The organism is Bizionia paragorgiae (assembly GCF_900107625.1).
Taxonomy (GTDB): Bacteria; Bacteroidota; Bacteroidia; order Flavobacteriales; family Flavobacteriaceae; genus Bizionia; species Bizionia paragorgiae.
In genome coordinates, this window is the sequence record NZ_FNQK01000022.1 from 44,418 (window position 1) to 53,239 (window position 8,822).

An 8,822-nucleotide genomic window follows, 5' to 3' on the forward strand; every position below is an offset into this window, starting at 1 on the left:
TTCACATAATTTAGTGAAGTATTATTTTAATGTATTACTTATTTAATTTACAGTGTCTTTCACTGTACTTTGCTCACTCTCTTGTTTTTTCTTTTTATTCTTACCAAAAAGATTTAATATATCTTTTACTGGATTTTGATTTGTCTTAGTCGTATCCTTAGTAGGAGATTGTCCCGAGCCGCTATTGCCGCTTAGGATGTCTTTAATGGCATTTTTTATAGGGGCGTTGTTTTGCGTTGCTGTCGAGTCTTTTGTTGCTCCCGAATGATTACCCATCGCGTTCCCTATAATGTCTTTTATTTTATCTTCACCCGCACTAATCAGTTTTTGCTTTTCAATTTCTATTAGTTGTTGCGTTAAGTTTTTAACTCCACTTGTTAAATCTGTACTTATTTTTGGTGTGCTAAAGGTACCATTTATACTGGCCGTAATTGGAATAGCTATTTTATTCACTTCATTATCATTAATTTTACCAATAAGTCTATTGACTTCACTGCCTAAGTATTTTGCAGGAACATTAAATACGGCGTTGTAATTCATGATTTGATCAAATCCATGAGACCCTTCTACCGTAATACCAATGTCTTTGTAGTTTAGGTTAAAAGGTAAGATTTTTACGGTTCCATTTTCAAATGTCAAACTCGTTTGTAAATCTTTTAAATCCAACTGATCGACATCTATAAAGTTTAGAGCGCCGGTTAAAGCCGATAATATTTTTGCGTTTTGAGGCTCTACTTTTGTAGTTAGTAATTCTGCTAAAGCACCTCCAGAGATACTACTCATAATCGGAGTGAAATCATCTCCTAAATCCCCAGATAAATTAATAGCACTATTTAACTTTCCTTGTAGCGCATTGGCAATAGGAGCGATGTTTTTTAATAGGTCTAATCCGTTAAAAGATTCTGAGATATCGAAATTTTTCATACCTAAATCCATATTAAATTTAGGGGTTTTGTTTCTCGTATCTATAGAGCCGTTCATGCTTAGGTTACCCTTAAAAACATCGGATGAAACATTGTTTAAAGTCGCTTGTTCATCTTGAAGCGTCAGTGAACCTTTAACATTCCTAAGGGTGATGTTATCATAAACAACTGTTTTGGCATCAGCCGTTACATTGCAATCTAAAAAAGCTGGGATCTTTAGTGCGGTAGCTGGTTCTGTACTTTGATTTACCGGTTGGTCCGAACCTCCTTCAATCATAAAATCACTCACTACAAAATGATTAGACGTTACATTAAAGTTTCCTTTAAGTTTTTTATCACTTAATATAAATCCTAATAAGTTGTTTATGGTACCGGTAGCGTCTAAATCTGATTTCCCTGTTTTTGCCTTAAAATTATCTAGTGTGATAATTCCTGGTTTAAAATTAACTTCAGCTTTATAAATTTCTATCGGATTTACAATGTCTGCAGATGCAAATACGAAATCACTAAGCGCCACACGTCCTGTGTTTTTTATGCGATTGTAAGCATTAGTTTCGATTGCATTCATATCAAAATTGGTGGTCACATTAGCTTTTATAATTCCTTTTAAATCATTTTTTAATTCTATCGGGTAGGCTTTAGAAATGTTTTCAAGGTTTAGAACACCATCCAAATGGGCGTTAACTAACATGTTTTTCGTCAGGTTTTTTATACTTGCAGACGCTTTAAACACGTCTTCATCTATTTTAAAATTAAGCGTGTTAATATCTACATAAGTGTCATCAATATTACCTGAGGCGTTTAATATGGAAGCATCAATAATTATATTCTCTACGCGCTTTTGTAATTCCGGATATTTAAAAGAGGCATTGTTAGATGTGATTTTTATATCTAAAGTCGGAATGGTTGTTTCGGTCACCTGACCTTTTATTTTACCATTAATTTTAAAATTCCCTGTGGTTTGTACATCGCTAATGTTCTTAGAGTACGTTTCTGGAATCACAGCTAAGAAATCTTTAAAAGTAGAACCTGGATTCTCGAAGGTAATATCAATATTTTGACCGTCCTCGATAAGTTGAACAAACCCTTGGAATTCTACGGGAAGGTTGTTTATAAGGGCTTTATTTTCTTTAAAAGTGTATTTGCTATTTTCTAAATCTAAATCAATTAAGGCGTCTAGTTTGACTTTGTTATTGCTTAAATACTCGGTGTCCTCATAACTAAATGTAACATTAGCTTCGGTATCGGTATCCAGTTCAGAAAGTGTTTCCGAAAACTGCCCTTTACCTGTATGGTTAAGCTCAGTAATGTGCATTCTAATATTCGATTCTTCATCTAAATACGTAAGTGCACTATTTTTAATACCATACGATTCTATGTCTAGAGTAAAGCTATTCTTAGAATCGTTAACCGTCGCGTTAGTAGAGTCTGTTGCGATCGCAATATCCCAGTTAACATCGCCATAACTGTTTGTCTTTAGTGTTAATAAGGCCTCGTTAATTTGTATAGCGTTAACTTTTATTGGGGCGTCATCTGCTTTTTTAAAGAGTTCTTTAATAGACATATCAAAAGATAACGTCTTTACCGATGCCAATGTTTCTCCGTCAAAGGGTTTGAAATTAGTAATCACTAAATCATCGACTGTAACATTAGCTTGTGGAAAACTACTTAAGAAACTTAAGCTTACATCGCTAAATTCGACGTTTGCATTTACACTATTATTGACAAAGTTGCGTACCATGTCTTTTATTTGAGATTGGAATACAAAAGGAGCTGCTACTAAAAGCAAGACAATAATAAGTAGGGTAATTCCTGTTATTTTTAATATTTTTTTCATTGATAGGATATGGTTGTTATATTGAAAATATACGCAAAAATGAGGTATAAAGTGCTGATTTTACTCTATTTTAAGATAAATTTATAATAAGGAGAGCTCTTCATTAACTTTTAAATTAAAACGCTTTCTAATCAGGTAAACCCCGAGGTATAAGAAAGGAGTGTCTAATGCGGCTACTAAGACTTTAAACAAAAATCCACTCACTAATAAGCCAGGAAAACTACTCCATTCTAAAATGTTAAAAGACGACAATAAAAAGAGTACCGAAAAGGTGTCTATAAATTGAGAAAACCATGTCGAAAAATTATTTCTTAACCATAAATGTTTTCCTTTTGTAAGCCGTTTCCAAAAATGAAAGATTTGAATGTCGATAAACTGTGCTAGTAGATACGCAGTCATACTAGCAAAAACAGCAATAACCGAATTGCCAAAAACTTTACTAAATAAAGCGTCATTTACTGGTGAGTTTGTAATTGCTGGCACACTGTCCGCAACATAAATTATGAGTAATGAAAATAGCGACGAAAAGATACCTGCAATCACAATTTGATTAGCGCGTTTTTTACCATAAATCTCGCTTACCAAATCGGTAATTAAAAAGGTGATAGGATAGGGTAAAACGCCGACCGATATTTCAAATAAACTGTACCCAAAAAATTCTACATTAAAAGGATACCAGTAAAAGAATTTCTGAAAGATTAAATTCGAAACTACGAGTGAAGTAATAAATAAAGCGCCTAAAAATAAATAAATACGTTGTGCAGCAAAGGTGTCTTTTATAGTCATTTTAATAAAAATAGAACGCGAATGTACAATTTATAGCTTCAAATTTAGAATTTTCAAGTCTATTGTAAAGTTAAATTCAAGTCTTTTAAGTGTTAAGCAATTGTCTGATTAATTAAAATTGAACTTGTGAATAAATAGTGAGTAAAAATTAAAACTTAACTATTTACTTTTGACTATTTTTGCCGGTACTTATGCTTCAATCACAAAAAAAGATTTACCTATCTATAGGCAGTAATAAAGGCGACAAATTAAAAAATTTGCAAAACGCCGTCGATGCTATTTATAAAACCATTGGTGTTGTAAAAACAATATCTAAAGTGTTTGAAACGCCTGCTTTGGGGTTTGAAGGTGATGTGTTTTATAATGCTTGTTTGCTTGTAGAGACTACATTAAAGCCCAATAAGGTGCTGCAAGAATTGTTGCAAATCGAGACAAATCTAGGCCGTGTTAGGACCAAGTCGGGCGTGTACGAATCCCGTGTTATTGATTTAGATATTTTGTTTATTGAAGACGCAGTAATCGATACTAAAGCACTTCAAGTGCCTCACCCAGAACTGCAAAATAGGCGGTTTGTCTTAGAACCATTGGCGAGTATCGCAGGATCTGTAATGCACCCTGTGTTTCAAAAAGAGGTGTCTGCCTTGTTAGATGAATGTCCGGATTCTAGTCAACTAGAATCGATTAATATTTGGTTGAAAAACCCCAGTAAAAGGCATCAGTTTTCAAAATATAATTATATAGCTATAGAAGGTAATATTGGCGCGGGAAAAACAAGTTTATCGACTATGATTTCCAAAGATTATAATGCAAAACTTATTTTAGAGCGCTTTGCTGATAATCCGTTTTTACCTAAATTTTATAAGGACGCACAGCGTTACGCCTTTACTTTGGAGATGTCATTTTTAGCCGATAGATATCAGCAAATAACCGACGACCTTTCGCAGCTTGACCTGTTTAAGGATTTTATTGTTAGTGATTATGATATTTATAAATCGCTGATATTTTCAAAAATTACCTTGCCAGAAGAGGAATTTAAACTGTATCGTAAGCTTTTCTATTTAATGTATAAAGATATTGCAAAGCCTGAATTGTACGTGTATCTCTATCAAAATACAGAACGTTTAAAAGAGAATATTAAGAAGCGCGGGCGTAAATATGAACAGAATATTGCGGACGATTACTTAGAGAAAATTAATTCGGGTTATTTGGAGTTCTTAAAAAATCAAACCGAATTAAATGTCAAAATTATTGATATCTCAGATCGTGATTTTATTAAGAACCGAGAGGATTATTTATTTATTCTAGATGAGATCTGTGAGTAGAATTAATTTGATGCCTTGAGTTTGCTAAACAGATCCCAAACAACAACACCACAGCTTACACTAATATTTAAAGAGTGCTTCGTCCCAAACTGCGGGATTTCGATAACATAATCGCTTGCATTAACTACATTTTGAGCTACGCCTTTTACTTCGTTCCCAAATATCAAAGCGTATTTTTTGTTCGGCTCAGGAGAAAAAGTGTCCAACATAGTAGCGTGTTCTGCTTGTTCGATACTACAAATGACAACGTCGTCAGCTTTTAGTTTGTTTACTAATTCTAAGGTGTTATTTACATATTCCCAGGCAACGGTATCTGTACTTCCTAAGGCTGTTTTATGAATGTCCTTATGAGGTGGGGTTGCCGTAATACCACATAAATAGATCTTTTCAACTAAAAAGGCATCACTTGTTCTAAAGACAGAGCCTATGTTATTAAGGCTTCGTATATTGTCTAAAATAATTATAAGTGGCGTTTTAGCTGCCGTTTTGAAATCGGAAACACTTAATCGGTCTAATTCACTATTTTTTAATTTGCGCATAGGTCTATAATGATAATACCTTACTGTAATTTAGGTCTTTTGGTTTGTGAATAATTATAAATAACTTACTCGCCATTGACTTCAAAAAAAATCAATATTTAGTTACATTAGCAAACTTACTTAAAAACCACAATCCATTGGCAAAAAAGACTAAAAAAGTAACGCCTTTAATGAAACAATATAATGCGATAAAGGCGAAATATCCTGATGCTTTATTATTATTTCGAGTTGGTGATTTTTACGAAACATTTGGCGAAGATGCTGTTAAAACGGCCGATATTCTAGGGATTATTCTTACTAAACGCGGTGCGGGAAGTGAAAGTGAAACTGAATTAGCCGGATTTCCGCACCACTCATTAAACACGTATTTACCAAAATTGGTAAAAGCGGGTCAGCGCGTTGCTATTTGTGATCAACTAGAAGATCCGAAACAAACCAAAACTATTGTGAAGCGTGGCGTTACCGAATTGGTAACTCCTGGGGTTGCTTTAAACGATGAAGTCCTGCAATCTAAAACGAATAACTTCCTGTGTTCGGTGTATTTTGGAAAGCATGCTATTGGGGTTTCTTTTTTAGATATTTCTACAGGAGAGTTTTTAACTGCTCAAGGTGATCAAGAATATATAGATAAATTATTGCAGAATTTCGGACCTAGTGAAGTGCTGGTATCCAAGCAAAAACGAATACAGTTTAATGAGGTCTTCGGAAAAGATTTTCACACCTTTAACTTAGAAGACTGGATTTATCAATTTGATTATGCTAACGAAACCTTACTAAAACATTTTAATACCAAATCTTTAAAAGGTTTTGGGGTCGAAGAGTTACACGAAGGAATTATCGCTTCAGGATCAATTTTACATTACTTAGGAGAAACGCAGCATAGTAAGTTAGAACATATTGGTGCACTATCTAGAATTGCTGAAGATGAATATGTGTGGATGGATCGCTTTACGATTCGAAATCTTGAACTTTATAATTCTACAAATAATAATGCCGTAACGCTCCTAAATGTTATAGATAAGACCATTTCACCCATGGGTGGGCGTCTTTTAAAACGATGGTTGGCATTACCGTTAAAAAACGAAACTAAGATTAAGCAACGCCATGAAGTGGTGTCCTTTTTAAAGGCGCATTCGGTCGAGCATCAGAAGATTCAAAATCACATAAAGCATATTGGGGATATCGAGCGTCTCATCTCTAAGGTAGCAACAGGTAAAGTGAATCCGCGAGAAGTTATTCAACTTAAAAACTCCTTAGAGGCTATCGTTCCTATAAAAGCATTAGCTACTCATAGTGATAATGAATCCCTTAAAATAATAGGTGATAATCTTCAAGGCTGCGATGTGTTGCGCGAAAAGATAAAGGAAACTTTAAATGAAGAAGCGCCTGTAAATGTACTTAAAGGTAATTCGATTGCCGAAGGATTTTCGGTAGAACTCGATGAGCTCCGCGCCTTATCGACGTCAGGAAAAGAATATTTAGATGGTATGCTAAAACGCGAGAGTGAGCGTACCGGAATCACATCTTTAAAAATAGCATCTAATAATGTGTTTGGATACTATATAGAAGTGAGAAACACTCACAAAGATAAAGTGCCTGCAGAATGGATTCGTAAGCAAACCTTGGTGAATGCCGAACGGTATATCACAGAAGAATTGAAAGAGTATGAGTCTAAAATTTTAGGTGCCGAAGAGAAAATTTTAACTATCGAGCAAAAGTTATTTGCAGATTTAGTGTCTTGGATGACACAATATATTAAGCCAGTACAACAAAATGCGTATTTAATAGGGCAGTTAGATTGTTTATGTGGCTTTGCACAATTGGCGAAAGATAACAATTATTCCTACCCAATTATAAATGATACTCATGAGTTACAAATTACTAAAGGAAGACATCCTGTAATAGAAAAACAATTGCCTTTAGGGGACGCCTATATTTCTAACGATGTATTCTTAGATCGTGAAGCGCAACAATTAATAATGATTACTGGACCTAATATGTCCGGTAAGTCGGCTATATTAAGACAAACAGCATTAATTGTGTTGTTGGCGCAAATAGGTAGTTTTGTTCCAGCAGAAGAGGCTAAAATCGGACTTGTAGATAAAATATTCACTAGAGTGGGGGCGAGCGATAATATTTCGATGGGAGAATCGACATTTATGGTGGAGATGAATGAAACGGCTTCTATTTTGAATAATATTAGTGAGCGTAGTTTGGTGTTGCTCGATGAGATTGGTCGTGGTACAAGTACTTACGATGGTATTTCGATTGCTTGGGCTATTAGCGAATACTTGCACGAACACCCAGCGCGACCTAAAACATTATTCGCAACCCATTATCACGAGTTAAATGAAATGACTGAAACCTTTTCTAGAATTAAGAACTTTAATGTTTCGGTAAAAGAACTGGAAGACAACGTGCTTTTTCTAAGAAAATTAGTAGCAGGAGGTAGTGAGCATAGTTTTGGAATTCACGTGGCTAAATTAGCAGGAATGCCTCAGCAGGTTTTGCATAGGGCAAATACTATTTTAAAGAAATTAGAGAAGTCGCACTCTAGTGAAGAGCTTACGAATAAGGTGAAAACAATAAAAGATGAAATGCAGCTCAGTTTTTTTAATTTAGACGATCCGTTACTAGAAGATATAAAAGAACAGATTTTATTAACTGATATTGACACACTTACACCGGTGGAGGCTTTGATGAAATTAAACGAGATTAAGCGCATGTTGATAGCCAAAAAATAAAAAATGAAAATTTTTTTAATTTTTTTTCGAAAAAGCTTTGGTAATCCTAAAAAAGTACTAACTTTGCACCCGCAATAGCAATATTGCTCGTTCATTAAAAGACTGCGAAAGTAGCTCAGGGGTAGAGCATCACCTTGCCAAGGTGGGGGTCGCGGGTTCAAATCCCGTCTTTCGCTCTGATACTTTCTTGAAAAATATTCCACGCTCGGGTGGTGGAATTGGTAGACACGTTGGACTTAAAATCCAATGTCCATTAGGACGTACGGGTTCAAGTCCCGTCCCGAGTACTAAAGCCTTTATCTTTTTGATAAAGGCTTTTTTTATGCCTTAAATTTAGGATCATTCCTAAATGTTGTGTTTAGGCAAAAATTGTGGTCAGCCTATAAAGGAAGAATTCTACATTTTTCACACCTCTGAACTGAGCTCTAAAAGCTTTTATTTTAGCATTAAATGATTCAGCGGATGCGTTTGTGCTTCTATTTATAAAATAGTTTAGGATCGATTTATAATTGAGGGATATAGTGTTGGCAATTGTATTGAATGAGCTGAAGCCCGTGTTTTCAACGTCTTTGTACCAATGTGCCATTTTTGTGTATGCTATTTGTATAGAAGTTGTCTTATTGAATATATTTCTGAGCCCCTGTACTAGGTCGAAAGTGACCTTTATATCG

The 8,822-nt window shown here is 34.7% G+C and carries 6 protein-coding genes and 2 tRNA genes; 4 read left to right on the forward strand and 4 right to left on the reverse strand.

Annotated elements, in window-relative coordinates:
* Window positions 1-42: 42 nt before the first annotated feature.
* Window positions 43-2,760, reverse strand: coding sequence for an AsmA family protein (locus tag BLV64_RS13315; protein WP_092136385.1), 2,718 nt, complete (start codon window positions 2,758-2,760; stop codon window positions 43-45).
* A gap of 81 nt (window positions 2,761-2,841) precedes the next feature.
* Window positions 2,842-3,546 carry a queuosine precursor transporter gene (locus tag BLV64_RS13320; protein WP_092136387.1) on the reverse strand — a complete coding sequence of 235 codons (705 nt, stop codon included), beginning with the start codon at window positions 3,544-3,546 and terminating at the stop codon, window positions 2,842-2,844.
* 191 nt (window positions 3,547-3,737) lie between these two features.
* Between BLV64_RS13320 and folK the strand changes: the two genes are divergently transcribed.
* On the forward strand, window positions 3,738-4,868 hold the full coding sequence (gene folK, locus BLV64_RS13325; protein ID WP_092136400.1) for a 2-amino-4-hydroxy-6-hydroxymethyldihydropteridine diphosphokinase: 1,131 nt from the start codon (window positions 3,738-3,740) through the stop codon (window positions 4,866-4,868).
* Between the two features lie 2 nt (window positions 4,869-4,870).
* Here folK and BLV64_RS13330 read toward each other — a convergent pair whose 3' ends face one another.
* Window positions 4,871-5,407, reverse strand: a complete 537-nt coding sequence (locus tag BLV64_RS13330; protein ID WP_092136388.1) for an RNA methyltransferase — start codon at window positions 5,405-5,407, stop codon at window positions 4,871-4,873.
* Between the two features lie 137 nt (window positions 5,408-5,544).
* On the opposite strand from BLV64_RS13330, the gene mutS reads away from it, so the two are divergent.
* The 3 genes from mutS (at window position 5,545) to BLV64_RS13345 (ending at window position 8,438) form a co-directional block, all read left to right on the forward strand.
* Window positions 5,545-8,151: a DNA mismatch repair protein MutS gene (mutS, locus tag BLV64_RS13335; protein WP_092136390.1), complete on the forward strand. Its 2,607-nt coding sequence runs from the start codon at window positions 5,545-5,547 to the stop codon at window positions 8,149-8,151.
* A 104-nt stretch (window positions 8,152-8,255) separates the two neighbouring features.
* Window positions 8,256-8,327 (forward strand) — tRNA-Gly (locus BLV64_RS13340).
* A gap of 27 nt (window positions 8,328-8,354) precedes the next feature.
* Window positions 8,355-8,438, forward strand: a tRNA-Leu gene (locus tag BLV64_RS13345).
* A 71-nt stretch (window positions 8,439-8,509) separates the two neighbouring features.
* On the opposite strand, the gene BLV64_RS13350 is transcribed toward BLV64_RS13345, so the two are convergent.
* On the reverse strand, window positions 8,510-8,822 hold a 313-nt coding region (locus BLV64_RS13350), incomplete at its 5' end, for a transposase (RefSeq protein WP_245705917.1).

Coding starts and splice junctions, on each gene's coding strand:
- BLV64_RS13315 (WP_092136385.1), bottom strand. CDS start 2,760: ATGAAAAAAATATTAAAAATAACAGGAATTACCCTACTTATTATTGTC.
- BLV64_RS13320 (WP_092136387.1), bottom strand. CDS start 3,546: ATGACTATAAAAGACACCTTTGCTGCACAACGTATTTATTTATTTTTA.
- folK (WP_092136400.1), top strand. CDS start 3,738: ATGCTTCAATCACAAAAAAAGATTTACCTATCTATAGGCAGTAATAAA.
- BLV64_RS13330 (WP_092136388.1), bottom strand. CDS start 5,407: ATGCGCAAATTAAAAAATAGTGAATTAGACCGATTAAGTGTTTCCGAT.